The 24,627-nt window shown below is 57.7% G+C and carries 24 protein-coding genes, 1 pseudogene and 1 riboswitch; of the genes and pseudogenes, 14 read left to right on the top strand and 11 right to left on the bottom strand.

The features are described from left to right. Window positions 1–128: 128 nt before the first annotated feature. From ACYZTU_RS12085 to ACYZTU_RS12070, 4 genes are all read left to right on the top strand, one after another. The gene (locus ACYZTU_RS12085) at window positions 129–473 is read left to right on the top strand and encodes a hypothetical protein (protein ID WP_461970399.1); all 345 of its coding nucleotides are present in this window, start codon (window positions 129–131) and stop codon (window positions 471–473) included. Window positions 474–914: 441 nt separating this feature from the next. After that, complete coding sequence (locus ACYZTU_RS12080) at window positions 915–1,187, top strand: hypothetical protein (protein ID WP_461970398.1); 273 nt, start codon at window positions 915–917, stop codon at window positions 1,185–1,187. 249 nt (window positions 1,188–1,436) lie between these two features. Beyond that, window positions 1,437–2,414 carry an IS5 family transposase gene (locus tag ACYZTU_RS12075; protein ID WP_461964113.1) on the top strand — a complete coding sequence of 326 codons (978 nt, stop codon included), beginning with the start codon at window positions 1,437–1,439 and terminating at the stop codon, window positions 2,412–2,414. Window positions 2,415–2,598: 184 nt separating this feature from the next. Further along, window positions 2,599–2,913 carry a DUF6966 domain-containing protein gene (locus tag ACYZTU_RS12070; protein ID WP_461970396.1) on the top strand — a complete coding sequence of 105 codons (315 nt, stop codon included), beginning with the start codon at window positions 2,599–2,601 and terminating at the stop codon, window positions 2,911–2,913. Between the two features lie 135 nt (window positions 2,914–3,048). Here the strand turns inward: ACYZTU_RS12070 and ACYZTU_RS12065 are convergent, their stop codons facing one another. After that, entirely contained in the window at window positions 3,049–3,903 is an 855-nt protein-coding gene (locus ACYZTU_RS12065) for a LysR substrate-binding domain-containing protein (RefSeq protein WP_461970394.1), read from the bottom strand. A gap of 106 nt (window positions 3,904–4,009) precedes the next feature. Between ACYZTU_RS12065 and ACYZTU_RS12060 the strand changes: the two genes are divergently transcribed. Further along, window positions 4,010–4,693, top strand: a complete 684-nt coding sequence (locus ACYZTU_RS12060) for an FMN-dependent NADH-azoreductase (protein ID WP_461970392.1) — start codon at window positions 4,010–4,012, stop codon at window positions 4,691–4,693. A gap of 176 nt (window positions 4,694–4,869) precedes the next feature. On the opposite strand, the gene ACYZTU_RS12055 is transcribed toward ACYZTU_RS12060, so the two are convergent. Together ACYZTU_RS12055 and ACYZTU_RS12050 are read right to left on the bottom strand one after the other, a co-directional pair. Beyond that, the gene (locus ACYZTU_RS12055; RefSeq protein WP_461970390.1) at window positions 4,870–5,376 is read right to left on the bottom strand and encodes a hypothetical protein; all 507 of its coding nucleotides are present in this window, start codon (window positions 5,374–5,376) and stop codon (window positions 4,870–4,872) included. A 118-nt stretch (window positions 5,377–5,494) separates the two neighbouring features. Next, window positions 5,495–6,178, bottom strand: a complete 684-nt coding sequence (locus ACYZTU_RS12050; RefSeq protein WP_461970388.1) for a winged helix-turn-helix transcriptional regulator — start codon at window positions 6,176–6,178, stop codon at window positions 5,495–5,497. A gap of 104 nt (window positions 6,179–6,282) precedes the next feature. Here ACYZTU_RS12050 and ACYZTU_RS12045 point away from each other — a divergent pair, with 104 nt between their 5' ends. The 3 genes from ACYZTU_RS12045 to ACYZTU_RS12035 all read left to right on the top strand — a co-directional run bounded on the left by ACYZTU_RS12045 (window position 6,283) and on the right by ACYZTU_RS12035 (window position 8,274). Beyond that, window positions 6,283–7,224, top strand: a complete 942-nt coding sequence (locus ACYZTU_RS12045; protein WP_461970386.1) for a carbon-nitrogen hydrolase family protein — start codon at window positions 6,283–6,285, stop codon at window positions 7,222–7,224. 72 nt (window positions 7,225–7,296) lie between these two features. Beyond that, window positions 7,297–7,731, top strand: a complete 435-nt coding sequence (locus tag ACYZTU_RS12040; RefSeq protein WP_461970385.1) for a GFA family protein — start codon at window positions 7,297–7,299, stop codon at window positions 7,729–7,731. Between the two features lie 237 nt (window positions 7,732–7,968). Continuing rightward, window positions 7,969–8,274: a panthothenate synthetase gene (locus ACYZTU_RS12035; RefSeq protein WP_461970383.1), complete on the top strand. Its 306-nt coding sequence runs from the start codon at window positions 7,969–7,971 to the stop codon at window positions 8,272–8,274. A gap of 195 nt (window positions 8,275–8,469) precedes the next feature. Here ACYZTU_RS12035 and ACYZTU_RS12030 read toward each other — a convergent pair. Then, window positions 8,470–8,637, bottom strand: a pseudogene (locus ACYZTU_RS12030) (extracellular solute-binding protein); the annotation flags it as partial. A gap of 90 nt (window positions 8,638–8,727) precedes the next feature. Beyond that, complete coding sequence (locus ACYZTU_RS12025) at window positions 8,728–9,792, bottom strand: agmatine deiminase family protein (RefSeq protein WP_461970381.1); 1,065 nt, start codon at window positions 9,790–9,792, stop codon at window positions 8,728–8,730. Between the two features lie 135 nt (window positions 9,793–9,927). Between ACYZTU_RS12025 and ACYZTU_RS12020 the strand changes: the two genes are divergently transcribed. From ACYZTU_RS12020 to ACYZTU_RS12010, 3 genes are all read left to right on the top strand, one after another. Continuing rightward, window positions 9,928–10,791: a LysR substrate-binding domain-containing protein gene (locus ACYZTU_RS12020; RefSeq protein ID WP_461970380.1), complete on the top strand. Its 864-nt coding sequence runs from the start codon at window positions 9,928–9,930 to the stop codon at window positions 10,789–10,791. Between the two features lie 82 nt (window positions 10,792–10,873). Further along, entirely contained in the window at window positions 10,874–11,278 is a 405-nt protein-coding gene (locus tag ACYZTU_RS12015) for an antitoxin Xre-like helix-turn-helix domain-containing protein (RefSeq protein ID WP_461970378.1), read from the top strand. Then, a complete protein-coding gene (locus tag ACYZTU_RS12010; protein WP_461970376.1) occupies window positions 11,272–11,964 on the top strand; it encodes an RES family NAD+ phosphorylase in 693 nt (230 codons plus the stop codon). The genes ACYZTU_RS12015 and ACYZTU_RS12010 overlap by 7 nt, the downstream gene beginning before the upstream one ends. A 76-nt stretch (window positions 11,965–12,040) precedes the next feature. Here the strand turns inward: ACYZTU_RS12010 and ACYZTU_RS12005 are convergent, their stop codons facing one another. The 3 genes from ACYZTU_RS12005 to ACYZTU_RS11995 all read right to left on the bottom strand — a co-directional run bounded on the left by ACYZTU_RS12005 (window position 12,041) and on the right by ACYZTU_RS11995 (window position 15,213). Further along, window positions 12,041–12,700 (bottom strand): DUF2931 family protein, encoded by a 660-nt coding sequence (locus ACYZTU_RS12005; protein WP_461970374.1) that lies wholly within the window; start codon window positions 12,698–12,700, stop codon window positions 12,041–12,043. Then, window positions 12,700–14,247, bottom strand: coding sequence for a T6SS phospholipase effector Tle1-like catalytic domain-containing protein (locus tag ACYZTU_RS12000; protein WP_461970372.1), 1,548 nt, complete (start codon window positions 14,245–14,247; stop codon window positions 12,700–12,702). The genes ACYZTU_RS12005 and ACYZTU_RS12000 overlap by 1 nt, the downstream gene beginning before the upstream one ends. Window positions 14,248–14,616: 369 nt before the next feature. Next, window positions 14,617–15,213, bottom strand: coding sequence for an eCIS core domain-containing protein (locus ACYZTU_RS11995; RefSeq protein WP_461970370.1), 597 nt, complete (start codon window positions 15,211–15,213; stop codon window positions 14,617–14,619). 171 nt (window positions 15,214–15,384) lie between these two features. Next, window positions 15,385–15,587, top strand: a riboswitch (cobalamin riboswitch). A gap of 140 nt (window positions 15,588–15,727) precedes the next feature. Between ACYZTU_RS11995 and ACYZTU_RS11990 the strand changes: the two genes are divergently transcribed. Genes ACYZTU_RS11990 through ACYZTU_RS11980 form a run of 3 tightly spaced genes read left to right on the top strand, consistent with a single transcriptional unit; the run spans window position 15,728 to window position 18,542 of the window. Then, window positions 15,728–16,741 (top strand): ABC transporter substrate-binding protein, encoded by a 1,014-nt coding sequence (locus tag ACYZTU_RS11990; protein WP_461970368.1) that lies wholly within the window; start codon window positions 15,728–15,730, stop codon window positions 16,739–16,741. Next, complete coding sequence (locus ACYZTU_RS11985) at window positions 16,738–17,754, top strand: FecCD family ABC transporter permease (RefSeq protein WP_461970366.1); 1,017 nt, start codon at window positions 16,738–16,740, stop codon at window positions 17,752–17,754. Before ACYZTU_RS11990 ends, ACYZTU_RS11985 begins: the two co-directional genes overlap by 4 nt. Then, the gene (locus ACYZTU_RS11980) at window positions 17,751–18,542 is read left to right on the top strand and encodes an ABC transporter ATP-binding protein (RefSeq protein WP_461970364.1); all 792 of its coding nucleotides are present in this window, start codon (window positions 17,751–17,753) and stop codon (window positions 18,540–18,542) included. Before ACYZTU_RS11985 ends, ACYZTU_RS11980 begins: the two co-directional genes overlap by 4 nt. A gap of 122 nt (window positions 18,543–18,664) precedes the next feature. Here the strand turns inward: ACYZTU_RS11980 and ACYZTU_RS11975 are convergent, their stop codons facing one another. Genes ACYZTU_RS11975 through ACYZTU_RS11965 form a run of 3 tightly spaced genes read right to left on the bottom strand, consistent with a single transcriptional unit; the run spans window position 18,665 to window position 24,542 of the window. Then, the gene (locus tag ACYZTU_RS11975) at window positions 18,665–21,808 is read right to left on the bottom strand and encodes an efflux RND transporter permease subunit (protein ID WP_461970362.1); all 3,144 of its coding nucleotides are present in this window, start codon (window positions 21,806–21,808) and stop codon (window positions 18,665–18,667) included. Continuing rightward, window positions 21,805–23,289 carry an efflux RND transporter periplasmic adaptor subunit gene (locus tag ACYZTU_RS11970; RefSeq protein WP_461970361.1) on the bottom strand — a complete coding sequence of 495 codons (1,485 nt, stop codon included), beginning with the start codon at window positions 23,287–23,289 and terminating at the stop codon, window positions 21,805–21,807. The genes ACYZTU_RS11975 and ACYZTU_RS11970 overlap by 4 nt, the downstream gene beginning before the upstream one ends. Next, entirely contained in the window at window positions 23,286–24,542 is a 1,257-nt protein-coding gene (locus ACYZTU_RS11965; RefSeq protein ID WP_461970359.1) for a TolC family protein, read from the bottom strand. The genes ACYZTU_RS11970 and ACYZTU_RS11965 overlap by 4 nt, the downstream gene beginning before the upstream one ends. Between the last annotated feature and the right edge of the window lie 85 nt (window positions 24,543–24,627).

The following is a 24,627-nucleotide window of genomic DNA, read 5'->3' as shown; positions in this document are numbered from 1 at the left end:
AAGGCAGCAGTCGGCCAAAACCGGCCACTCACAAAATCGGCTTTCTCGCTGCCCCCTCACCGAGTTACGCATCGCATCAGCGATCCGACTTACTATCGAATGCTGAAAAACGAAAGAGAACATATCGATTGAGCGTCGTAAGCGAATTTGAAGATTGCCTACAAAACGAGCTTGCTCGTTCTGAAAATGATGAATGGTTTTTGAGTCATGCCAGAGAGGCAATCATAGCGAGGCTAAAACCGGACGAGGCTTATGCGGCGCTCGCATGCGCGCTCAAGCTTACGGCAAAACAAGACAGTCCATTCTACTTTGCGAGCTGTTGCTGGTTTGTCCTTGCTCTTGCTCGCAAAGCTGACACAACTCAACTCCCGCCAGACGCTTTTTCAATCATCCCTGCCCTGGAAACCAAAGCCGGACAGCTGTGTGAACAGCATGAACTTGAAGAGGTGTTTAAATGGTTTCGTGTTTTTTGAAGCCATAGAACGTAATACGTCGTGATTTCCAAGAAGAAATACGTCTGGTTTTGCTTGTTTTTTCTTTTCCCGAAAGACCGCTATTGGCCGATAGCCGTCGCTCGCGGAAGGGGCGTAACGGTCCTAGGAGCACCATAAAAATTCCTACACAAACCTCGGAATCCCTCACCTTTCCCGCCGTCCTGATGAGGCCTATAGTCCATCTCGTCGCCCAAAATGGCGATTTCGGGTTTGGCGACCCGAGATATGAGTGCGAGGGCCGTCTGCTCATTTGCAGGCGTCGTCGCAGCCGCAAAACCGCTGTACTATGGCGGTTGCGCGCGGGAGACCTTCGGGTCTGCCGGTTACTCATTCCCGGTTCGCCAACCTGCGCGCAACTGCCACCCTATCGTTTGGCGACGATCTGTTGGCGGTCTCAACAAACTGAATGAGATCTCCCCTATGGAAAGATACATACCCCTCACCGGAATCGACCTGATCCCGGCCTCCCTGCTCATCGACACCCAAGCCCCACTCGACGTCCTGCAAGCCATGGCCGATTACCGCATTCGCACGGTCACGCAGGTGCTGGAAAACATCGCCTTCCGCGGCGAGATCGGTTGCGACACGGTGGTGCTGTCCGACTTTTCCAAACTGCTGGCCATTCCGTTGCGCGATGGCTGCGACTTGATGGATGTGATCGGCCGACGCTTGCGGGCTCAAGCAGCGGAATAAACGAAAACGGGCGCCGTGAAGGCGCCCGTTTTTTGTGTCCGCAAACAAAGAGGTGCGCCAGCATTCATCGGACTTGCCAGCTCTGAGCGAAATCTAGGATTGCGTGCGCAAATGGCTGAAGCGGAGGTTGTCGCAACTTCTCAATGGCCGAGAATACGTGGCAGCCGTCAACTCTCTAGGGAAACTCTGAAAAAGACTTCCAGATTTGGTGAAATACGCACTTCACACGAACAGAACGGTTGAGCCCCGATGAAACAAATGTCCTTCGCCGATGCCGAGTACGCCGGCAAACGTAAGCAAACCCGACGTGAGCGCTTCCTGATCGAGATGGATCAGGTCGTGCCCTGGAAGGGTTTGATTGCTTTGATCGAGCCGTATTATCCGAATGGTGAAGGCGGTCGTCCGGCGTATCCGTTGCTGGCGATGTTACGGGTTCATCTGATGCAAAACTGGTTCGGCTACAGCGACCCGGCGATGGAAGAATCGCTGTATGAAACGACGATCCTGCGCCAGTTTGCAGGGCTGCATCTGGATCGAATTCCTGACGAAACCACGATCCTCAATTTTCGCCGTTTGCTGGAGAAAAATGAGCTGGCGGGTGGGATTTTGCAGGTTATCAACGGTTATTTGGGTGACCGTGGATTGATGCTGCGCCAAGGCACGGTGGTCGATGCCACGATCATTCATGCGCCCAGTTCGACCAAGAACAAGGACGGCAAACGCGATCCCGAAATGCACCAGACCAAGAAAGGAAATCAATATTTCTTTGGAATGAAAGCGCACATCGGTGTTGATGCCGAGTCGGGTTTGGTACATAGCCTGGTGGGCACGGCGGCCAATGTGGCGGACGTGACGCAGGTCGATCAGTTGCTGCACGGCGAGGAAACTTACGTGTGTGGCGACGCAGGTTACACCGGCGTGGACAAGCGTCCCGAGCATCAGGATCGCAAGATGATCTGGTCGATTGCCGCGCGTCCAAGCCGCTATAAAAAGCACGGAAAAAAGAGTTTGATCGGGCGCATGCGACGCAAGATCGAATACGCGAAAGCGCAGGTACGGGCCAAGGTTGAGCATCCATTTCGCGTGATCAAGCGCCAGTTTGGTTATACGAAAGTGCGCTTTCGTGGCTTGTCGAAAAACATCGCGCAGCAGACGACGTTGTTCGCTTTGTCGAACCTGTGGATGGTGCGAAAACGGTTGATGGGTATGGGCGAGGTGCGTCTGTAATGCGGGCCAATCGCCCTGAAACAGCGCGATCAGAGGAAAGAACCGTGAGTTAAGGGCGGGAAGGGTCTGATTTTCGACCGACTTATGATTTTTTGAACCTCAAGTAGTGAGGGCATCAAAAATCGGTGGGTACTTCAGACCTTCCCTAGGCAATCCTTCGTTCCACAGTTTGGATGAACTCAAAATGGGTCAAATGACTGAACAATTGATCGACGTTCTGGATCAGCTCGCCATCGTACTTGAAAGCGATGGAGCCACTGACTGGAGCCAGTGGATGCGCAAGGCCAAGGCACACTTGATGAACTCTGATTACTACGGGGTGGAATACTTTCTTTCAGCCTTTGGCGGAATGGGCTCGCTCAATGACCTGATCCTTGGGCAACACCACGTCGATGGTGTTTGGGCCTGGAAGCCCGGGTATGTCGAGTTGAACACAAGATTTGATGCGTTACGCAGCGAAGCCGCAGCGCTCGCCAGTGCCATACAACGTGCGCAGTAAAATAAATCTGAGAATCATCTGGCCGGCCTCCCCACCTTTCGGGTGCGGCCCTGCAATGCTGTTGTTCGGGCTCGCAGTCACTGACTCGTATGGAGGTCGCTACCCGAGACGTTCAAGCGGCCCTTGAAATGACAATCAAGCCCTGCGCGTGGAGCAGTACTCCACAATGAGCTGAGTGACCGCTGCCACAATCGCCTGATCCGCTTCAGGCGAGGTGAACAGCCGACATTGCGCATCCGGCAAATCCGGTAACCCTTGTTCTACCCCAATAACCGCCAATCCTTGCCCCAACTGACTGAGTGGCATGGGCGCTACCGCGAAGCCTGCCAGTGCCGCCGCCCGCAACCCGGCGGTGCTGCTGCACAACATCGCCGTGCGTTGGGCGATCCCCGCCTGCGCCAGTCTCGTCAGCGCGGCCTCGCGATAAGGGCACGGTTCGGGGAACAGGGCCAGCGGCAACGGCGTTGGTAACCGGGCGACGGGTTGCGCCGACCAGGCCCACACCAACGGTTCTTGCCATAGCAACAGCCCCGCTTCGCTGGTTTCGCACAGCGAACCGATGACCACCTCCAGATGCCCTTGCTTCATCAGCGCCAGTAACGTACCCGGAATGTTCACCTGCACCTCGATCTCCATCCCGGGGTACTGCGCCGCGAAATCCTGAACAGTGCGCAGTAATCGAGACTCGACAAAATCTTCGGACACCCCGATCCGCAGCCGCCCGTGAAACGGCGTGCGTGTCAGGTCTGTCCAGGCATCACGGTTCAGCGCGAGGATTGTGCGCGCATAAGAGACCAGGCGCTCGCCATCGGCCGTCAGTTGCTGGGAACGGGTGGTGCGCGTCAACAGGGGTTTACCAATCTGTTCTTCCAATCGCCGCACATGGCCACTGACCGCAGACTGAGTAAGGTGCAGCTTCTGGGCTGCACGGCTGAAGCCGTCTTCATCGACGACCGTGACAAATGTCTTGAGCAGCAGAGCATCGAACATAGTTTTATACGTGATCAATTGAGTACTAATTTACGATTTATATTTCAAATACAACTATGTTGCAATGCTCACACCTGCCCTGCCTCTCCATCATTCAAGGTGTGCCATGACGACTCTTCTCCATATTCAATGTTCTCCACGCAAGCAGCGTTCGGCTTCCCTTGAAGTCGCGCGCAGCTTCATTGCGCGTTATCAAGCAAACACCCCGGACACCGAAATCATCACCCTCGACCTCTGGAACATGACGCTGCCGGAATTCGATGATCTGGCCATTGAGGCCAAATACGCCGGGCTCAATGGCACGCCGTTGACCCCCGCACAACAAGACGCCTGGAACACGTTAAAAGAGTTGGCAAGTCACCTGCACCGCGCGGATGTACTCGTGATGTCCGTACCGCTGTGGAATTTCAGCATCCCGTACAAACTCAAGCACTTCATCGACTTGGTATCGCAGAAAGACATCCTGTTCAGCGTTGACCCGGAACGCGGTCTGGAAGGCATGCTGCACAACAAACTCGCCGTGGTGATGTACGCCCGCGGCCTGGATTTTTCGGCGCATTCGATCACACCGGCGGAGCGCTTCGACTTCCAGAAGCCCTATGTGGAAGCCTGGCTGAAATTTATCGGCGTCACGGATGTGCATTCGGTGATTGTGGAGAAAACCATCCTGGGGGAAGACGTTGATCTGCGCGCGCGTGAGGACGCGACTCAGCAGGCCAGGAGCCTGGCAGACAGTTTGTCGCTGACGCTTCAGGCCCCCCTGCTGTTGAGGCCGTCCCGGCTGAATTAAATAAATTGAATTAAATAAATCAGTCCCCAATTAATTTGTGATCGGCCGGCGCTTGCGGGCTCAAGCAGCGAAATAAACGAAAACGGGCGCCTTGTCGGGCGCCCGCTTTGTTTAGGGTTGCGTGCTGCGGGTTTTGCTTGCAGCCTATTCACCCACTGCCGAACGGTTATTGCTGATCATTGCGATTTTTTCGATACCGACGTCCCGGCTTTGCTCAACCCTTTCGCGTTGTGATCGCCTGGAGTCGAGGCCGAGATTGATCTGGCTTTGGCTACGCCGCGAGTATCTTTGGAATGGGCGATGCCTGAAGTCGTTGGGCCATGACCGCGATCACTATTGCGTTCACTGCCGTAGTGGTTTCCGCTTTCACCACGGTCGCGAACAGCCTTGCCGGCGTGATCGCTGGCCAGTCCATTACCGCGGCCGTTACTGGTAGAGCCGCCGGAGTGATCTGAACCACTGTGACCGCCGCCTACACCGCCGCCGTGGCCACCGCCATTACCGCCTCCGTTACCTCCCCCATTACCACCGCCGTTACCACCACCACCACCACCACCACCACCACCACCGTCTTTCGCATAGGCGGAGTTCATGATGGACAGGTCAGTAGGGAGTAATGGCGCGGCTGCAAGCATCAGGGCGCATGACATTACAGCAACGAGACTCTTATTCTTTAAAAGCATGATTGCTTCCGTAGGGTTGGTTGATATCGCGAGTCTTATGACGCTTTAAGCCCCAGTCAGTTCAAGCCCTGCGACCGACGGATGCAATGTGCACCGCCCCAATTAGCAGCTGCCAGCGCTAGCGTGCCGCACTCCGAGTCCCCGCAAACGCACTCGTGCCAAGCCAGCGCCACAAGCTTTCCGCATCCTTCACTGCGCCGTCGACACGCAGCTCCCGCGACTGAAGAACTTCCCGCGGTGTGCGGTCACCCGCCCACACTTCGGTCAACGCGCGCACGCTGGAGTCCACGACGAGCGTCAGTTCGCGTCCGGGGTCGTCGCGGCACAGGTCTGCCACGCCCTGTTCGACCACGAGCCACCACGCTTGCTCGCCGGGGCGCGCGTCGCGGAACGTGAACTGGATGACCACCGGTCGGGACGGGAACGTCTCGATGCGCACGAACCGGCGCACGTCCCACATCAGCAAGCCCGCGTCGAGTTCGTCATCGCGCAGGCGACTGCCGATCCAGCGCGCGCCCCAATGTCCCAACGCCATGATGATGGGGCGCAATTCCTCGCCCGCCTCGGTCAGGCTGTACTCCCAGACTTTGCCTGCGGGCGTGCGGTGCACGACGCCGATTTCTTCCAAATGGCGCAGCCGCTGTGTCAGCAGGTTAGTGGACATCCGTGGTACGCCGCGGTGCAGCTCATTGAAGCGCTTACTGCCGCACAGCAGCTCGCGCACGACCAAAGGTGTCCAGCGCTCGCACAGTGCTTCAGCACCGCGTGCGACCGTGCAGAACTGACCGTAGCTTTGTTCCATCGCCTGGACTCCGCAACTGCAACGCTTCAGTTTTTGAACTAGCCCCGCCACTTCGTCACGCGCACGCTCAAGCCTTCGAAAGCCAAGAGCCAAAGGAGAACGCCATGACCAAGGTAGCCATCATTCAGCGCCCGCCCGTGCTGCTCGATCGCAGCGCGACGATCGCCCGAGCCGTGCAATCGGTCGCTGAGGCTGCGACGGCGGGAGCCTCGCTGATCGTTTTGCCCGAATCGTTCATTCCCGGTTACCCGTCGTGGATCTGGCGGCTGGCGGCGGGAAAGGACGGGGCTGTAATGGGTCAGTTGCACACGCGGCTGCTGGCCAACGCCGTCGATATTACTAACGGTGACCTGAGCCAATTGTGCGAGGCCGCCAGGGTTCACGCCGTGACGATCGTGTGCGGCATCAATGAATGCGACCGGCGCAATGGCGGCGGCACGCTCTATAACAGCGTAGTCGTTATCGGCGCGAACGGCGCAGTGCTCAACCGACACCGCAAGCTGATGCCAACCAATCCCGAGCGCATGGTGCATGGCTTCGGTGATGCCTCCGGGTTGCGTACGGTCGATACACCGGTCGGCCGCATTGGTGCGCTCATCTGCTGGGAAAACTACATGCCGCTGGCACGCTATTCACTGTATGCCCAAGGGGTGGAAATCTACGTCGCACCCACGTACGACACTGGCGAGGGCTGGATCAGCACGATGCGTCACATTGCACTCGAAGGCCGCTGCTGGGTGCTCGGCAGTGGCACCGCGCTGCGCGGCAGCGATATCCCCGACGACTTCCCGGCGCGTACGCAACTGTTTCCCGATCCGGACGAATGGATCAACGACGGCGACTCGGTGGTGGTCAATCCTCAAGGCCGGATCGTGGCCGGCCCATTGCACCGAGAGGTAGGCATTTTGTATGCGGACATCGACGTCTCACTCGTGGCGCCAGCGCGGCGAGCGCTCGACGTCACCGGACACTACGCGCGCCCTGACATTTTCGAACTGCAGGTGCGGCGCACGCCGGCGACAGCGGTGCGCTACATCGACGGGTGAAGGTAGGCAACGTTCAGGCGATCCATGCCATGTCTGGCGGTATCGCCTGGCAATTAATCAAGGAGTCATGCCATGAGCATTGAACGGTCTTACAAGGGCAGTTGTTTTTGTGGCGCAGTCGAGTTCACAGTCAGCGGCGAGCCGGCCGGAATGGGCTATTGCCATTGCGAGTCGTGTCGGCATTGGTCAGCAGGACCGGTCAATGCCTTCACGCTGTGGAAACCCGAGGCGGTGCAAGTGACTCGGGGTGCTGACAACATCGGCACCTACAACAAGACATCGCGCAGTTACCGCAAGTGGTGCAAGACGTGCGGCGGGCACATCTTTACTGAACACCCGGGGATGGGGCTCATCGACGTGTATGCCGCGGTCATCCCGGATCTCGCGTACTCGCCAGGTGTTCACGTCCACTATCAGGAGACTGTGCTGCGCATCAAGGATGGATTGCCCAAGCTGAAGGATGTCCCCAACGAATTAGGGGGATCGGGCATCAGCGTGGACGAATAGCGCTAGCAAGGTGTTAGCGCCCAGTAGCTAAGTTTTATCGGAAGACCAATCCGCAATTTTCTGAAAAGTCTGGAGGCGTAAATCATGACCGCCCGTAACCCGTGCACGAGGGCTGGCTCACGCTTCGCTATTCTTGATGACACATACCGCGAGGACTGTTGAATGAATGGCCTGCGGCATGAGCGCCAGACGCAAAGGTCTGGCTACAGGGTTGCTAGTTGAGCAGAGGATTGAATGATGAAGATGTTACTGATGGTCGAGTGCCCGAATGAACCCTTCAATTCCCTTGTCAAAGCCGGAAATGTGGGCGAGGTCATTGAGCGCATTCTGGTCAGCATCAAGCCGGAGGCGGCGTACTTTACTGAGCAGGATGGCATGCGCGGCGGGATCTTTCTGGTCGACGTAAAAGACCCATCCGACATACCCGCTTTTGCAGAACCCTTTTTTCTCAACTTCAACGCCAACTGCAAGTTCCGTATTGTGCTGAGCGCGCAGGATCTGCAAAAGGCCGATCTGGCGACGCTCGGGATAACCTGGGCGTGAGGCGCATCCATTGCGGGCGTCGATAGTCACCATCATCGTGTGGCTGAAGGTGGTTCCGATCGTCTGATCGAAAGCCGCGCTGCATGAATGAGTAGCTTTACCGCGGTACTCAACGAAAAGCCCGGCCTTACAAGCCGGGCTTTTTCGTGCGTCGCGACGATCCGGACTAAGCCAACGGTGATTGACCGGTCGCTCTCATTTCGCGGTGGCCGTCTTGAACTTGGTCCAGGTTCGCATGCGCGCCCGCATGTCGGACTGGGGAATGCCCTTGCCAGGAATCAGCCGTGCGTAAGTGGCCTCATCGATGTAAATGTCCGGGTTGTCGCGCATTGTCGTATCGACGCTCGGACGTGCCTTGGCATCGCATAGGCGTACTCCGGATGATCGAGGTTGTGTGGCAAGTCCCAGGTGCAGGGCATCTGGGTTGTAGCGATGGTCAGAAGTGTCATGGCATCAGCCCTCCACCGGCCAGGCCGGCTGTTGCTGGGTGATGCAATGCACTCCGCCACCGCCATGAGCCAGGTGATTGATTCGAACCGGCACCACTTCGCGCCCGGGGAACGCCTGCCCCAGCACGGAGGCCGCCACGTTGTCGGCATCAATACCGTAGGCCGGCATGATGATGGCGTTATTGGTGATATAGAAATTGGTATAGGAGGCGCAGAACACCTCAGCCTCGGTGTCCACGGCATCGGTGGCCTCATACAATTCGATCAGCTCGAACTGTCGGCCTCGGGCATCAGTGGCCAGCTCCAGCGCACGACGGTTTTCGCGAGCCACTTTGGCATACACCGACTGCTGGTCGTGGGTGGCGTCCACCAGCAAAACCCCAGGGCGGGCGAAAGCACACACGCCATCAACATGGCCGTCAGTCATGTCGCCGGTCACATAGTCCGGATCGCCTGGCAGCCAGATCGTCTTCTGCACACCCAACAGACGCGTGAAGATTTCCTCTATGTCAGCCTTGTTCATGCCCGGGTTGCGATTGGGGTTGAGCAATACCGATTCGGTGGTGATCAACGTGCCTTCGCCGTCCACATGGATGGCCCCGCCTTCATTACTCAGCGCGGTACCAAAGCATTCCGCGCCCAAGTGATTGAGTGCGCGACGCGCCAGGCTTTCGTCCAGGTTGTGGGCGGACTTGCCGCCCCAGGCATTGAAGCGCCAGCTCACCCCGGCCAGGCCTTGTTGCGGATGGCAGACGAAGCTCGGTCCAGAATCCCGGCACCAGCTGTCGTTCACCGCCAGCTCGATCAATTCGATGTTTGGCCCACATAACGCTTTGGCGCTGGCGACAGCAGAAGGGTCGACGACCAGTTTCACCGGTTCGAAACGGGCGATGGCGTTGGCCACGCGAGCGAAATCCTCTTGCACCCGCGGCAATGTCACGCCCCAACCGGACTCCCAGAGTGCCTTGTTGTGTGGCCAGACCATCCAGGTGGCGGCATGCCTCACCCACTCGGCCGGCATCATCCAACCACTGTTTCGAACTGCAGTCTGCTGTATGACATGCTGCATGATAAAAAGCCCTTTTAGTTAAGCTATTGTGTTCAACAAAACTGCTTGAGTGATCCTGGCATGCATGCTACGGACGTGAATACAGGCAAACAAACGATGGATTTTGCAGACAAATGATTAGAGGAACTTATCAATATGCTCAAGCACTGGCCGCCTCTCAGCACCCTTCGCGGCTTTGAAGCCGCCGCCCGGCTGGGCAGCTTCCACAAGGCGGCCGCCGAGTTGCACCTCACCCAATCTGCGATCAGTCAGCAGATCCGCAGCCTTGAGGCGTACCTTGAACAACCCTTGTTCTTTCGCAGTGGACGCAGCGTCAGCCTGACCGATGCCGGTCACGACTTGCTCAGCACCACCCAAGCGATGCTGCAACAACTTGCCGTCGGCATTCGCCGCCTGGGGCAGTACCAAAAACCGAACCAACTGGTCCTCAACACCACGCCGGCGTTCGCCCGCCACTGGCTTCTGCCGCGTTTGGGGGATTTTCGCCGCGAGCATCCGGACGTTGATCTGTGGATTTTCAGTACCGATGAAGTCCCGGACATGACCACCCAGACTATCGACCTCGCGGTGCGCGATGACATCAGTTCCCAAGCCGAGTGCAGCTTCAAGGTGCTGCACGCCGACCGCCTCTACCCGGCTTGTCACCCGAACCTGTTGGCGCTGCCACGCGAGCAGCGCACAACCCTTCATGGCGAGCGGGAAATGGACTGGAGTCACTGGGCGGTGGAGGCTGGCATTGATGTCGGCCAGAAAGATCAGGGGCTGAATTTTTCCGACGCCGGCGTTCTGCTGGACGCCGCGTGCGCGGGGCTCGGTATCGCTTTGGTCAGCCAATTATTGAGTCGACAGGCACGCGCCAATGGCGTGTTGCTACCCTTGGTGGAGCAAACCATTCGTGGTCCGAACTGGGCCATGCTGACCCATCGTGACAGTGAAAATAATGCGCTAGCGCGAAGCTTCAGTGAGTGGCTGCTGAGTAATCTGGAAAATCGCCTGTAACGTCCGCTGGTCGAGGCAGTCTTGATCTATAGATTCAACATGACTATCTTTGAGTCTATGGATTCACGATGAGGTATTGAACATGGCCGTTGCCCTCCAGGAACAAGCCTTTACCAAGAGCCAGTGTGTGACGGGCCTGCGCGCCGCCGTCGGCATCCTCGAAAAATGGGGTGCGTCCAGCGATCAGGCCTGCCGCATCCTGCGCATTTCCCGCAGCACCTACACCCGCGCCCGGCAGCGTGATCCCGACTGGGCTGTGACTCTGGACTCGGACCAGATGCAGCGCATCAGTTTTGTGCTCAACATCCACGCCGCGCTGCGTCTGGTTTTCGATAACCCGGAGAACGTCTACGGCTTCCCGTCGATGGCCAACGACAACGAGTTTTTCAATGGGCGTAGCCCGCTTGAGATCATGTCTCAGGGCGATATGATTTCTTTGTATGAAACCTTTCGGCGCATCGACGTGCTGCGTGGCGCGCAATGGTAAAGGTGAATGAACTGGCAGAACTTGCTGGTGAGCAATTACAGGCCTATCGACTGGTCAATTCGAAGTTTCCACCGATCGCGATGTTTGATGACGTTGCGGACGCAGATGAGTTCGAGGTGCTGTATCAGATACAGGCGCTGACGAATCCCAGGCTGAAAAATGAAGTGGGTCATCTTGAGTTGATTCCCCGTGATCAGATCCCGTTCGGCATTCCTGGCTGCTCTTACGCGACAGCGCCTTTTACCCACGTCAACCCGGCGGGTTCGCGGTTCAGCGATGGCAGTTTTGGGGTGCTGTATTTGGCAGACTCCATGGAAACGGCGCTGGCCGAGGTGCGGCATCACCAGAGTCTGTATTGGGCGAATATCCGCAGCCTGAACTTTGAGCGCTTTGTTTTCCGGGGGCTGTCCTGCTCTTTCGTGGACGTGGCGATGAAGGATGCTGCAGTCATTTCGATGACTGATCCTGTTTATGCGCCTGACGATTACACGCATTCCCGTCGCTTGGGGAGGTCCGTTAAGGAGGCGGGTTGTCCCGGCATTCGTTACAACTCCGTGCGCATGCAAGGTAGTTACTGTTGGGCGCTGATGACGCCGAGACCGGTTTTATCGGTTATTCAAGCAGCGCATTACGAGATGATCTGGAATGGGCAGGTAACCAGTGTCAGTAAGATCAGTGAGGCCTGATTGCGATTGGGAAGCAGCGAAGTAAATGAAAACGGGCGCCATGCAGGCACCCGTTTTTTTGTTTGTACGGCGGTGTTTACCAACTGCCGTATGGAATGCCGAATCGCTCGATGTAGCGCTTGGCCTTGTCACTGACTGGATAGGCATACTTGCCTTCGCTCTTGCCCTGACTTGGCCCTAACAGCTCTATCTCAGCTTGAGCACGGGCGACCTTGATCGTTTTCAAGCATTTATCCTCTACCCACACTTGCACAATGCCGCCGGGAGCCAAGCCGACATAAACCGTCGCCCTGTAGTTGGCAGTTTCCTGCGGCCGAGTCGGGCAACGCTCGCTCACGGAGGCGTGCATGATCTGGCGCGCCTCTTCGGGAATATCAACCCACGCATGATAGGTTTTCGGCTCGACAATGGACTGCCAACGTACGTATATGCGTTTAGGTAAATCGGCCCCGACGACTCCCCTGATATTCCCACCGATGTGCTCGCCCCACCCGCGAGCCGCTTCCGTTCCATTCTCAGGTTCTCCCCCGGAAGCACGACCTCCGCCCGTGCGGCTGAACAGCTTGCCGTTGATGTCTTCAACAGCGCTGTCCTCCACCCAAACCTTCATGTAGAACGGCTCGTTAAAACTGAGGCTCCACCATGGGTTTTTTGGATCGTCCTTACCCGATAACGGTTCGATTGCCTGACAACCTGTTGCCAGCAATGCTCCCAACAAGATGACGATTGCTCGCATCAAAACAACCTCCAGCTTGGGTCAGCAATATGAGGTTGGCGTACGCGAACTCCGTTATCCGTTGGAGCATTGGTGTAGCGGATATTCGGGCCGCGTTCGCGGCTACCACCAATCGGGTTGTTCCAATTAGCAGACATGTGGATGTACTTCAGCCTCAGTAATCTTTCTTCTTCTGGCGATGGTTTGTACTGACCTGCGAGGACGTTGTCACAGAAGGATTGAAGCTCTGATGGGACGGTGTACGCGGGGGTTTCCGGAACATCATCAAACTGGACGCCTTTTTCCTTCGCCAATTTGTGCATCAAGCGCAGAGACACCACCGATAACTTTCCGCTTACCGATCTCTTTAGTTGCAAGCCTGCATAGGCTCTGAATTTTTTGACACCTATGCGATCTTGCCCCGCCGCCGGCAACTCAGATGGCGTAGGCGTAACAATCTCCAGCATTGCATCTGGCCAGCCTTTGGCTATCCACTTGGCTTTTTCTTGAAGAGCATCTCGATAAATGGAGGTGGTACGAATGTCTTCACCTTTACTAATTGTGAGGGCCTGCATTGGACTCACCAATACGCACTCCTCCACCTCTTCACGATAACCACCACCGATGTCGGAATGCACACCCGGCAGGGGAATTTCCGGATGCGCCGGAACGACACTGCTCAAAGCAAAATTCGCACGATGTTCGTCACGAGCCGTCAACTGAACAACATCGGTGAAGTATTTTCGGTCCAGGTACAGGTTAATGCCAGGAGCGACCGGGCTTTTGATATCGCCCATGTTTGTAAAACCTGCGACAGAGGGAACGGTATCAAACAGGCCGACAAAGCCCATGATGATTTCGCTGTTGTATTGGTTGCCAAAACTGGAACTGAAACCCTTAGGATTGCTTCGCAACACCTCTCCCAATGGCCCTTGCTTACAACGCACGACTTCATTCGCAAAATGCCGTGCCGCAGCAGCGCCTCGACTAAATCCAAACGTGTCAAAGGTGAGCGAGGTGATTTCGCCGTCAGGATTACTTTCGACTACCCGTTTAATCAAGGTTTTCAGGTCGGCAAACGCTTGCTGAACCTTACTCGCTACACCCGTTGCTCCCCGTCCGCTCGCCGCGTTTAAGAGACTGTCCTCGGTTCCGGCATTAGTGCCGATTCCTTCAACGTATAGGCTGCGCAAAACTAGTTTGACCGAGCCCTCTCCTTTTACGTCTTTCGATTCAGGATAGAGATCAAATAGCTTGGAGACATTACTCACATCATTCCCATAACTCCCCTCCGGATCGGCCATATACGGCTTACAGCTCGCATCGACGTCTTCCGGGCGGATCGGATGATGGGCGCCGCACACTAATCCTGATTCGGAGTTGCTCGCATTGTTCAGCGTCCCATCAAAGAACACCCCAATGCGCAGCGCTACCTTGATTTTATGCTTCTCAGGCGCCGGTACTTTGCCGTGCTTCTCATACTCGGCCCAGCGCTGGGCATGGATATCGACGGGTTTGGCTTCGTCGTATCGATAGTTTTTCGGGGGGTTGGGTACGTATCCACTCATTCCTTAATCACCTGGCTCCTTGGTGCAACGGGTGCTGAGGGTGCCATTGCGGATCCAATCAAGCAACGAGTAGCCGGATGCCATCATCCAAAGACATTGCCCACGTTGATAGTCACCATCAACTCAATGAAGTTCTCTTAAAAATTCCGGGGCGTAACATCGCCTCCATACCCAGCAACCGAAGCGGCAGGGTTCAGTGAGGAACATCGCTGCGCGACCGTGGAAATCAAAGGCGCCGATTACTCCGTTCAGGAGTTTTTAATCAGTGCCTGGACACTCCCGGAGAACATTCGCTACCAGATCATTCGTGAGCGCTACTGACCGAAATCGACACAATGCAGCCAGTCGTGATGGGCGGCTTCACTACCCTTAGTCAGTCCCTTCCCGCACCAACCGCCTGACCTCAGCCTGTATGGCATAAGCCGGCGCCTCCAAAGCATTGAAATCTTGTGTATACCGCTGGGCGAATCCTTCTACCCCCCATTCCTGAAACTGCTGCACGTGCTTTAGTTCGTGAGCCCAAAGCGCGATGTTCTGTTCTGCGGTTTGAGCGTCCCGGAAGAGGATGATGTCGATCAGCGTCACGGCACCGACATCGGGGTTTTGCAGCATGGCAGTGGCGGCGCTGAATTGGCCGTTGTCGCTAACCTTGTAGCGCGCGGTATCGAGCACGCTGGGGTCGTACCAACGCAACAGTTGCTCCCGGATGTGCGGTGGAATGGGCTGGATGCCGGCGTTGGCTGCTTCAGCGCGGGCTTGGGTCAGCCACAGCGCCAGGGCAGGTGCCGCGATCTGGTAGATGCCATCAGACAGGGGGCCGAGCAGTTGTCCTGCGTCTGGCAGGCAGATGCAGCCGTCCAGGCACACTTGTTTCTCGCCAGGTGGGCAGGCGTTGGTCTGGGCTGGCACTTCAAGCGTCAGGCAAAGAACAAACAGCGCCACCAGGCGCGTGGTGATGGGTGGCATTGGGCGCTCCAGGGACGGACGCAGCACGAACAGTGGGTCACAATTGATCGACGACCCGCATAACTTTAGCGTATCGCTATCGGACTCTTCTCGATGACCGCTTCACGCCCTGAGGAAATCAGTCGTGAACAGGCAGACATCAGCCAAAAGCGCTCAGTGGTGATATTCGGCATGATCGACTACCATGCCGGCCGCCGGTTTCCAAATGGGATTAATAGGGAATCCGAGATGCCTGACACGGCATCAAACGGAACTGCCCCCGCAACTGTAGGTGCTGAGCCTGCTCCTGAACTGCCACTGGGATCACTCCCGGGAAGGCTGGAGCCTGGCGACGACGCATCAGTCAGGAGACCTGCCGGCCAAGTAAATCACTAACCGGCGGGGTGTCCGGGAAGGACATCCTTGCGCCGAGCGTCGCCTGAGTGATCGGCACTTCACTGCTTCAATGGCAGCGATCGATGATGTGTTTCCAGTCCGTACCCCTGCTCTTGTACGGTCAAATGGAGATTGCGTCATGCTGCTGTTCCGCCTTGCCACCCTCGCCACTGCCCTGGGACTGTCCACCCTCGCCCATGCGGCCCCGACCCACTATCCCCTGACCGTCGAGAACTGTGGCAGCACGTTGACCTTTCAGCAGGCACCCAGCCGTGTCGTGACCATCGGCCAGGCTGGCACTGAAATGCTCTACGCCATGGGCCTTGGCAACACGCTGGTCGGCACTTCGCTGTGGTTCAACGATGTGCTGGCCACGTACAAGACAGAGAACGACACGATCGAGCGCCTGGCCGATAACGAGCCGAGTTTCGAGGCGGTGATCGGCAAGCGTCCGCAGCTGGTGGCAGTGGAGCTGGAGTGGATGGTCGGCCCGCAAGGCGTGGTCGGTACTCGCGACCAATTTCACGAACTGAAGATTCCGACCTACCTGATGCCCTCCGACTGCGAAGCCAAGGACAACCTGGTCGGTGCCGATGGCACACGTCTGGAGGCATTTCACATCGACAGCCTCTACAAAAGCATCAGCCAATTGGCTGAAATTTTCGATGTGCAGGAACGTGGCCAGCAGCTGACCGCCCAACTCAAGGCCAGCCTGGCCAAGTCCATTGCCACCGTACAGAACAAGGATCTGAAGCACACCAGTGCGCTGTTCTGGTTCTCCAGCGCCAGTCTGGATATCGACCCCTATGTCGCCGGGCACAAGGGCATTCCCGACTTCATGTTGAACACGTTGGGTGTGCGCAACGTGGTGGAGTCCGATGAAGAATGGCCAACAGTCGGCTGGGAAACCATCGCCAAGGCCAACCCGACCTTCCTGGTCATCGCACGCATGGATCGCCGTCGCTTCCCGGCTGACGACGATCAAAAGAAACTGGAATTCCTGCGTAGCGACCCGGTGACCCGCAACATGGACGCCGTGAAAAACAACCGCATCATCATCCTCGACGCCATGGCCATGCAGGCCAGCGTAAGAATGTTCGACGGTCTTGAAACCCTGGCATCAGCCATCAACGGCGACGACCTGCCGAAATGACCACGACGCTGATTCGTACGCTGCTGGCATTGCTGACACTGCTGCTGGCCGTGATTGCCGGTGTGGCCATCGGTGAAACGAGCATCGAGCCGAGCGTGGTGTTCCAGGTGCTGGCCAACAAGCTGTGGACTGCTGGTTATGTCCTCGATCCGATAGACGAAGGCATCGTCTGGAATTACCGCCTGACCCGCGCGCTGGTGGCAGCGGCCTGCGGTGCGGGCCTGGCCACCTGCGGGGTGATCCTGCAATCGCTGTTGCGTAACCCGCTGGCCGATCCTTATCTGCTTGGCATTTCCGCCGGCGCCTCGACGGGCGCTGTACTGGTGGCATTGCTGGGCCTCGGGGCGGGGCTGATTTCGCTGTCGGCCGGGGCGTTTGTCGGCGCCGTTGCCGCCTTCGCCGTGGTTGTTTTGCTGGCCCGCGCCAGTGGTTCAAACGGCGGTACCGGGCAGATCATCCTGGCGGGGATTGCCGGCTCACAGTTGTTCAATGCGCTCACCGCGTTTCTGATCACCAAGTCGGCCAGTTCCGAACAAGCCCGCGGCATCATGTTCTGGTTGCTGGGCAATCTCAGCGGTGTGCGCTGGCCGTCGGTGTGGCTGTCGGTGCCCGTGGCATTGATCGGTCTCGCGGTGTGCCTGTGGCACCGTCGGGCGCTGGATGCCTTCACTTTTGGCGCCGACTCAGCCGCCTCGCTCGGCATTCCGGTACGCCGAGTGCAAATTCTGTTGATCAGCTGCGCCGCACTGGTGACGGCGGTGATGGTGTCGATTGTCGGCTCCATCGGTTTCGTCGGACTGGTCATTCCCCATGCCGTGCGACTGCTGCTGGGCACCCGGCATGCGCGTCTGCTGCCGGCGAGTGCGCTGGGTGGTGCAGTGTTTCTGATCGCGGCCGATGTGCTCTCCCGAACGCTGATCAAAGGCCAGGTGATCCCGGTCGGCGTCATCACCGCACTGGTTGGCGCGCCGGTGTTCGCGTTGATCCTGATCGGTCGGAGGAATGCCCGATGAATGCTGCCTCGCCTGTTATCGGCGACTCCGTACTGCGTTGCTCCGGCCTCGGGTTCCATGTCCGCGACGCTGAGTTGCTGCACGACATCCACCTGGGCATCCGTCGTGGTGAAACCCTGGGCCTCGTCGGGCCCAACGGTTCGGGAAAATCCACGCTGCTTAAACTGCTGGCCGGCGTGCGCGTCCCCAGCCGGGGAGACATCCACCTCAACGGCCAGTGCCTCAAGGCGCTGTCACGACGAACCATCGCGCAAACCCTGGCGGTGGTAGAGCAACAGGCCGACACCTTGGATGCCATCAGTGTGTTTGATGCCGTAGCCCTGGGCCGAACGCCGTGGCTGTCGGCCTTGAGCCCGTGGTCGAGTGAGGACGATGCCATCGTCCTGCAGGCGCTGCACGACGTCGATGCGGCGCACCTGAAAAACCGTACCTGGCACAGTCTGTCCGGCGGTGAACGTCAGCGTGTCCACATCGCTCGCGCCCTGGCCCAGCGCCCGCAGATTCTGTTGCTGGACGAACCGACCAATCACTTGGATATCCAGCATCAACTCGCCATTCTAAATGTTGTACAGGCTTTGCCGGTGACGACATTGATCGCCCTGCATGACCTGAATCAGGCGCTGACCTGTGATCGTTTGGCGGTACTGGATCGGGGCCGATTAGTGGCCCTCGGCAAGCCACTTGAGGTGCTGACCCCGCAATGCTTGCAGGATACGTTCGGCGTGCACGGGCATTACCTTGTCGATCCTTTCGACGGCGCGCAGATTCTGCGATTTCGCTCTGTTTGACTTGCTCTCGGGTACTCGAGATATGTCGAACCTCAGGCGACAGAGATGATCAGCTTCAAGTCGCGCCGGTTTAACGTGATCGCGGTTGGTTAACGACAAAATCAGTTTCATACGACTTTTCCTTAACGGCTGGTGGGTTCAACTGGGAGATGGCGCCGACGCATCAGGCGATAGGCTGCCGGGATGACAAACAGAGAAAGTAAGGGCGCCGTGATCATGCCGCCAACCATGGGCGCGGCGATGCGGCTCATGACCTCGCTGCCGGTGCCGCTGCCCAACAGGATGGGTAACAGGCCGGCAATGATCACGGCCACGGTCATGGCCTTGGGTCGAACTCGCTGCACGGCGCCTTCACGAATGGCCGCAACCAGCCCGTGCTCAGTGCTGTCGCCGAGGTCCTCACGTTCGGCCCAGGCGTTCTTCAGGTAGAGCAGCATGATCACGCCAAATTCGGCAGACACTCCGGCCAAGGCGATAAACCCGACCCCGGTGGCGACTGACAGGTTGAATCCCAACAGATAGAGGAACCATGCTCCGCCCGTCAGTGCGAATGGCAGAGTGGCCATGATCAGCACGACCTCATCGAAGCGGGCAAAAATCAGGTAGAGCAACACGAAGATGATCAACAGAGTGGCAGGCACCACCAGTTTGAGTCGTGCGTTGGCCCTTTCGAGAAATTCGTACTGTCCCGAATAGCTCAAGCTCATGCCTGACTGCAACTTGACTTGCTCACTGACTACCCGGCGTAGATCAGCTACCACCGAGGCAATGTCCCGGCCACGCACGTCGATGTATACCCAACCAGAGGGCCGTGCATTCTCGCTCTTAAGCATCGGAGGACCGTCACTGACCTTGACCTTTGCCACCATGCCGAGGGTGATCTGGCTGCCTAACGGGGTGTAGATCGGCAACTGTTCCAAGGCACCGAGCGAGTCACGCCACTCCCGTGGGTAACGCACGTTGATCGGGAAACGTGCGAGACCTTCAATGGTCTCGCCGACGTTTTCACCGCCGATAGCGCCGGCCACGATGGATTGCACATCGGCGATATTCAGTCCGTAGCGAGCGGCGGCCTTGCGGTCGATATCCACGTCGATATAGCGGCCACCCGTCAGCCGCTCGGCCAGAGCCGAACTGACACCGGGTACGCCCTTGGCAACTCGCTCGACCGCCTGAGTCGCGGCATCGATCTCCGTCAGGTTGGTGCCGGTAACTTTCACTCCGATGGGACTCTTGATCCCCGTGGCCAGCATGTCGATACGGTTGCGAATCGGTGGTATCCAGATATTCGTAAGCCCAGGGACTCGTACCACTCGATCCAGTTCTTCCACCAACTTTTCCTGGGTCATGCCTGGCCGCCATTGCTCGTGCGGCTTGAATTGGATGGTGGTTTCGAACATCTCCAGCGGTGCGGGGTCGGTGGCAGTTTCGGCACGACCGGCTTTACCGAATACGTGTTCGACCTCTGGAACGGTCTTGATCAAGCGGTCGGTCAGTTGCAACAGTTGCGCCGCTTTCTGCGCCGACAATCCCGGCAGAGCTGAAGGCATATAGAGCAGGTCGCCCTCGTCCAACGGGGGGAGAAACTCGCCACCCAGGCGAGACATTGGCCATAGCGCGCTGACAAAAACCAATAGCGCCACCAGCAGCGTGATCTTTGGTCTACGCAAGACCGCGTCCAGAGCCGGCTGATAGATCCGAATCAACCACCGGTTCAACGGATTCTGTTGTTCACTGGGAATTCGTCCTCGAATCCAGTAGCCCATCAGCACCGGCACCAAGGTTACTGACAATCCCGCCGCTGCGGCCATGGCGTAGGTCTTGGTGAACGCCAACGGGCCGAACAGCCGCCCTTCTTGCGCCTCCAGAGTAAACACCGGAATGAACGACAGGGTGATGATCAACAAACAGAAGAACAGTGCTGGACCTACTTCTGCCGCCGCTTCGGTCATCACGTGCCAATGACGCTCCCCCTTCAATTCCTCTCCGGGATTGGCCACGTGCCAGGCCTCAACCTTCTTGTGGGCGTTCTCGACCATCACCACGGCGGCATCGACCATGGCGCCGATGGCGATGGCAATCCCGCCCAAGGACATGATGTTGGCGTTGATCCCTTGGTAACGCATAACGATGAAGGCAATCAACACACCAACAGGCAGCGAGATGATCGCCACAAGGGATGAGCGCAAGTGCCAGAGGAAGATCCCACAAACCAACGCGACGACGATGAACTCTTCGATTAGTTTTTGGCTGAGATTTTCCACAGCGCGGTCGATCAGCTTGCTGCGGTCGTAGGTGGTGACGATTTCCACTCCGGCCGGCAAACTGCTTTTCAGTTCGTCGAGTTTCGTTTTGACTGCCGCAATAGTCTCGCGAGCATTCTTGCCGCTGCGCAAAATCACCACGCCGCCGACGGTCTCGCCTTCGCCGTCGAGTTCAGTGATGCCACGCCGCATTTCCGGACCCAACTGGATCGTGGCGACATCGCCAAGGGTCACCGGCACACCACCCGAACCCAGCTTGAGCGGGATTGCCCGAAAGTCATTTAGTGTCTTCAGGTAGCCGGAAGCACGCACGATGAACTCGGTCTCAGCCATCTCCAGCACGGCCCCACCGGTTTCCTGATTAGCCTTGCCAATAGCCTCGGTTACCTGCGCCTGAGTGATGCCGAGGCTGGCCAGTTTGAGCGGATCAAGCTGCACCTGATATTGCTTGACCATGCCCCCCACGGTGGCCACCTCCGCAACATTGGGCAGGGTCTTGAGTTCGAACTTGAGGAACCAGTCCTGAAGTGCGCGAAGCTGCGCTAAATCGTGTCCGCCACTGCGATCCACTAGTGCGTACTGATAGATCCAACCCACCCCCGTCGCATCTGGTCCCAACGCCGGCTTGGCGCTGGCCGGTAAGCGACTTTGTATTTGGCTCAGATACTCCAACACCCGCGAGCGAGCCCAGTACAAGTCAGTGCCGTCTTCGAACAGCACGTAAACGAAGCTGTCACCGAAGAAGGAAAAACCACGCACCGTCTTGGCGCCCGGCACCGAGAGCATTGTTGTGGCCAACGGATAGGTCACTTGGTTCTCAACAATCTGCGGCGCTTGTCCCGGATAAGGGGTGCGAATGATCACCTGAACATCAGAGAGATCCGGCAGCGCATCAATGGGCGTGCTCTGCACCGACCAAATACCCCAAGCCGTGACGAATAGCGTCGCCAGTAGTACCAGGAGTCGGTTGGTCACTGACCAACGGATGAGGGCAGCGATCATGGCTGGCTCCCCGATTTATCCAAGCGCTCTACACGCAAGCCATCGTCGGTTTGGCTCACCGCGATCCGAACCTTGTCGCCCGTTTTATGGCCCTGCCCCAGAGCCGGATTGGCGAGTGGGAAAGTCATCGTCATACCCGGCATGCCGAGTGTCTTGAAGGGGCCATGGGCGAGCGTGACTTCTTTGTCGTTGATCTCAATGATTTGCCCATCCGCCTCGTGAAAGCTGGAGGCTGCTGCGCTGGGTGGTGGCTCTTGCTCCGAGGTTGCAACAATGCCCTTAAGACTGGCTTCCGAGTCGAGCAGGAACTGGCCAGAGGTAACCACCTTCTGCCCTTCTTCCAGACCTTTCAATATCGCCGTCTTGCCATCACTTTCCTGCCCGAGCTGCACCTCCACTGGACGATAGCGGCCAGCGTCTTCGGCGATCATCACCAAGGCACGTCGGCCAGTGCGAATGACGGCCTCGCTGGGCACCCACAACACACTTTGCTCGGCCGAGCGATTCAGGCGTACCTGCGCCGTCAAACCTGGTCTCAGGCGCCCGTCCGGATTGGGTAGTTCCACCCGCACACGAAGCGTGCGACTGTCTGGATTAGTTTCGGGCAAAATCGCACTGACTTTGCCACTAAGCGTTGTCCCTGGGAAGGCTGGCAGACGCGCTTCGACCGCCTGCCCCACGGTGATAGCTCCGGAATCCGATTCTGGAACGGCCACGGCTAGCCAGACACTACTTAAGCCATTGACGCGTGCCAGAGTGTCGCCAGTCGCCACGGTCATACCCGCGCGTACGTTCAACTCTTGCAATACACCGGCAATGGGGCTGGTGAGCGTCTGGTACGGCTGAACCTTACCGTCACGCTCTACCTGAGAAATCAGTGCTGCCGGCATCCCTGTTAGCCGTAGGCGCTGACGGGCAGCAACCAACAGGTCAGCATCCCCGCTGCGCTTCAGGGCAAGGAACTCTGTCTGAGCAGCGGCCCATTCCGGCACCAGGATATTCGCCAACGCCGCATTGGCTTTGAGCACATCACCGGGAGCATGGGCATAGACCCGCTCCACAAAGCCCGAGGTACGTGCTTGAATCACAGCGACATCACGCTCGTTGAACGCCAAGACACCTGTCGCATCGAGGCTGGAGTCAAAGATTCCACGGGTAACTGTCGCAAAACGCAGTCCGAGATTCTGGGCCAGACTTGGATCGATACTGACGGTCGCACGATCCCCTGCGCCACTGGCGTACTGGGGGACCAGTTGCATGTCCATGAAGGGGGACTTACCCGGCTTATCGAACTTTTGCTGCGGGGACATCGGGTCGTACCAATACAGTGCTTTGCGTTCACCCTGTGAATTGAGGCTCTGCTCCGGGCCGGCACTTGGTACTCCGTTGATGCGCTGATGAGCGAACCAGTAGCCACCACCAACACCCAATGCCAGCGAGATGCCTACCAGCAATGCCCCGTTCCATTTTGTAAGGATCATTGGCTGGACTCCCCATAAGCAAAATAAAGCCGCGCACTGGTTAACGCTCGCTGCTCTTCCACGTCGATCTGTTTGAGGCGGGCTTCGATGAGTTCACGCCGGGCGGCAACAACGGCATTTAAATCGCCTTTGCCGACACGATAACTGGCCATGCTGAGTTCGACCTTTTCCTTGGCCAGCGGCAACAGGCTTTCTTGGTTTCGGCGCACGGCACGATTCAGGCGCTCATAGTCAGCGAGTTCGTTTTCAAGTTGCTGAGTGTGCTCGCGTGACAGGGCTTCGCGCTCAGCCTCAAGCTGGCTGACTTCAGCCTGTTTGGCCGCGATTTTGGGGTTTTGGCGAGAGTCAGGAAACAGCGGCAGGTCCCAGGAAAATTGCACGCTGACCATATCGCCAAACTCACGGCCACGGCGCTGGTAATCCAGTTCCCAGCTCCAGTCCGACTGTTTCTCCGACACGGCTTCACGGACCTTGGCCTGCGCTTCGCGGGTCATTGGTGCAAACGCTGCCAACTCGGGGTGGTGTTGCAGTTTATGAGGGTAGCTTGAGGAATCGACGGGCCATTCAGGCAAGCTGCCCGCAGGCTTGTTGTTGGCGGCGGCGCCAATCCAGCGTTTTAGGGCCGCTCGGGCCTGTGCGCGCTGGCGAATCAGATCGTCCTGCTGCTCTTCCAGTTGTGCCGCTTCCTGTTTGGGCGTTACTGCATCAGCAGGTTGAGCGCGGCCGCCGGCAATTTGTGCACGGACGGTATCGGCCAGCAGACGGTTTTCTTTGTAGAAGTCCTGAAAGAGCGCGTCTTTACGCTCAACGGAGTAGCTGTTGATCCAGGCCAACGCCGTGGCCTGACGAACCTTTAGACGTTCGACCCGGCGCTCAGCGGCGGCGCGGTCAATGGCCGCATCAGCGACCTCAATGCGCGCTTTGCGCTTGTCACTATTGGGCATCTCTTGTCTGACCCCGACCATTCGCATGGTCATGAAGTCCTGGTCGATGCTCCAGCGATCCGGCCCCCCAATGGGGTAGTTCTGTACGCCTAGCAGCAACTTAGGATCGGGTAGTTCACCAGCGGGGATGGCCGCACTACTGGCGGCCTGAATTTTCGCGTCTTGTGCAGTCAGCGACGGCGCATTGTTTTCAGCCAGCTGCAAAGCTTCATCGAGTGTCAATGCGGCAGCGAAGCTCGGCAATGCCAGTACGCTTGCCGCCAGGCCGGCCACGAGGGACCAGCCTGTGCAATAGCACTTGGAGTTCATGTCTACGATTCCTGTGATGATCCACTGCGCGCTTCATCAGACATGCACGCAGATATGCCATCCCGCTAACGCGGAATGAGGCTCA

It is taken from the genome of Pseudomonas sp. HLT2-19-2 (assembly GCF_054898005.1).
This window is presented reverse-complemented; position numbering and strand designations above follow the sequence as displayed.